The sequence below is a fragment of the Bradyrhizobium sp. genome (assembly GCF_049581145.1).
In the GTDB taxonomy this organism is placed as follows: domain Bacteria; phylum Pseudomonadota; class Alphaproteobacteria; order Rhizobiales; family Xanthobacteraceae; genus Bradyrhizobium.
This window is the reverse complement of record NZ_JBAURI010001142.1, coordinates 1-3,198: the sequence shown is the minus strand read 5'-3', so window position 1 is coordinate 3,198 and position 3,198 is coordinate 1. Positions and strand designations below refer to the sequence as shown.

Genomic DNA, 3,198 nt, shown 5'->3' with positions numbered 1-3,198 from the left:
TCCCTGCCACGGTCCATGTCCCTGACAACGGCGCCAAGCGCTTCCCTCACCTCGCTGAGGTTTGGGGGATTCATGTTCAGAAAACGGACCGCTGCGCGAGCGTTGTTGCGGGCGGTTGCGATCGGATGCAGGATTTCGTGCGAGAGCGAGGCGGCCAGTTCGCCCATAGTGCTCACGCGGTTGACGTGGGCAAAGTTCGCCTCCATCTCCCGCAGCGCTTCCTCGGCCATTTTGCGTTCGGTCAGATCGAGCACGAAGGCCACGCCGGTGTTTCCGGACTTCTCAAAGCTGGCAGCGCCAACCAGCACCGGTACGCGCCTGCCATCCTTGTGGTAAAGTTCTTTTTCGTAGGCTCGCGCCGTGCCGGTCAGCCTAACCTCTTCGATACGCTGCAGGTCGCCGTCCCGCCATTCGGTTGGCGTCAGTTCCGTCCATCGAATACGGCCCGACACGACATCATCACGGCCATATCCGACGATGCCGAGGAACGCGTCGTTCGCCTCCATGATCCCGCCATCGACGTCGATGAAGAGGATGCCGATGATGTTGGCATCGACCAGACGCCTGATCTTGGCCTCGCGTTCCTGGAGATCGCTGTAGAGTCGCGAATTCTCCAGCGCTATTGCTGCCTGCGACGACACCAGTTTCAGCACCGCGATCCGGGCCGGCGCGAACACACCGGCGGCCAGGCTGTTTTCGAGAAAGAGCACGCCGATCAATCTGGCCCGGTTGAGCAGCGGCAGGCACAGGATCGACCGCGAATGCTGCCTCCGGATGTACGGATCGGCGGCAAACGCCGGTTGGACGGTGGCATCGTCGAGGATGACACTCTGACCAGTACGCGATACATATTGAAGCACGGATTCCGGCAATCGGTCTCCATCCGCGACGTCGTTGAACGAGCGCAGGATTATTCCGTCCGCGCTCGTTGCAGCTTCGGCCGCGACCCGCGGCTCTCCATCGCGCAGGAGAACCAGAAGCCCGCGTTCGGCGCCTGCCTGCTCGAGCGCGGTGCGCATCAGCGTATCGACCAGCTTTTCGGGAACGATCTCACTCGAGACGGCTTGCGATACCTTGACCACGGTCGCGAGATGAAGGTGTTCGACCGGTGTGCGGATCGTATTAGTGCGATTGGCCGCAGACCTATCCTCGCCGAGCCATGGATGCAGCTCGTCGAGCTGCCGTACCTTCCCAACGGCGCCCCATCGCAGATAACCGTCACGCGCGCTTGACAGATAGGTGCGCGCGAACTGCTCGAACACGCGCGCGGCGTAAAAGCGGGCGGCCAGTTCGTAGGCGAGCGCTTCGTTTTGAACGACTCCGTTGGCGCGCGCCGAGCGGATGGCTTGTTCGTAAAGGGACTCAGCATCCAGCACGCGGCCTTCGATTCGGGCAATCTCGGCCCCTACCAACGCGGCTTGGCTCTCGAAATTCGACGGGCAATTCGTTTCCCAGGCCCGAAGCTGCGCGCGATGCGCTGCGAGCGCCGCTTGATGGGTTGCATAAGGATCGAGGCCATTGGGCTCGCAACATGCTGCACGAGACAGCGCGGCATAGAAGTGATATTCAGCCCATTCCAACATCATGATCCACAACGAAGAGGACGTCGCGAACCATTTATCGACCTTCTCTGCTGCGTCGATGGCAGCCATGTAGTCGCCAGCAAAAAAGCGTGCTTGCAGCTTTCTGATCCAGTAGAAACATTCCGGCAGAGCGAACGCCGAATGGCCCGTCATGCGCTCTTCGAAGGCGCGCTCCGAAAAGTCGCTACCGTCAAATGAACCAAACCTTTCTGTTTCGCCGCGAAGCATCCGAACGAGCGAGAGAGGGGCTAAGATCATGTTGGCTACGAATTCGAACCCCATCTTGCGCGAAAACTCAAGTCCATACTCGGCTTCACGCAAGACACGATCAAGGACCTCCCCCGAGGCGAGACGGCTGGAAATGAGCTCGCTGCACGCGTACGCGGCATAGGTCGGGTCCCCTTGCTCGTTCGCTGTCCGAAAAGATTGCTGCGCTGCTTCAATACTCTCTCGGATCGGTCGCGTCCGGGGCGCCAGAAACGCGAAAACCAAATAAGTTTTTCCTCCAAACCGTTTCAGTCCACGCGCTTCGGTAAGATCGCAAGCGAGCTTTCCAAGGCGATAGCCTGCGTCATAGTCCCCGAATTGGTCGCCGGCAGAAAGCCCGACCGCCACATAGTGCGCCGGTGAGGCTTCGCTGTTGCCGTGCTCCAAGCTGAGATTCACTCCCCTGGAGATGGTAAGGGCGTATAAGTTCGCGTCGGTATACAACACCGGTGCTCCGAGCACTGTGAGAACGTCAAGCGTTGCGAGCAAATCTGGGTCGCGCATTGGCGGCAGATTGATCAGATCCTCGATTTCCCGGTCACCCAGATTGGACCAGATGCGCTGGTACTCGCACTGCGCCTCCATCTCCGAAGGATGAGCCGGCCAGTCGATGCCCACATGCTGCAGGTATTCCAGGCCTAGCTCCACAGCGCGGTCGAACTCTCCGAGCATCGTATGCAAATCAACGCGCCGGCTTGCGATGGCCGCCCGCTGTACGGTATCCGTGGCGCGCGTTGCGAGAGCCGCGAGACGCTCCTCCGCAGACGACGCAGCGCCGATCCAAGTCTCGCAGTCGGACCGGTGCAGTTCAAGCTCGAATGGCAGTTGCTGCCGGCGCTCCCACGTCTCCTCCGACAACAGCTCGATACCGGCCTTGAGGTATGAGAGCGCCGAAGCGTAGGCCGTCGAAGTTTTTGCACGCTTGCCAGCGACCAGGTTGAGGTGCGCGACCTGCTCGCGCTCTTCCCGCGAGGTGATCAGGGCAGCGCCCCGATTGAACTGGCTGACGATCTCGAAGATCGCGTCTTCATGCGGTCCGGTCGGGGTCCGCTCTGTCAGCAACCTTCCAATCCTGAGGTGCGCCCTGGCGCGCGAGGCGGCCGGGATCAGCAAGTAGGCTGCTTCCTGTACCCGGTCATGAATGAAGTGGTAGGCGTTTCCACGGCGTTCAACCAATTCCTGGGAGAGCGCGTCTGAAAGTGCAATGTGAACCTTGTCCGGCGAGGTTTCGAGAACGATCGCCAATGTTTCCGTGTCGGCGGCGGCGCCGAGACAGGCGAACTGCTCCAGCGCCCGCCGTGTATCTTCCGAAAGGCGGACTAGCCTTCCGACCATGAGGTCCACGACA

General features: G+C 60.6%; 1 protein-coding gene. It reads right to left on the bottom strand.

The window, feature by feature from the left end; genetic code table 11:
• Positions 1–3,198, bottom strand: a 3,198-nt coding sequence (locus WCB02_RS36495) for a PAS domain S-box protein (protein WP_423966529.1), incomplete at both ends; no start/stop codon positions are given.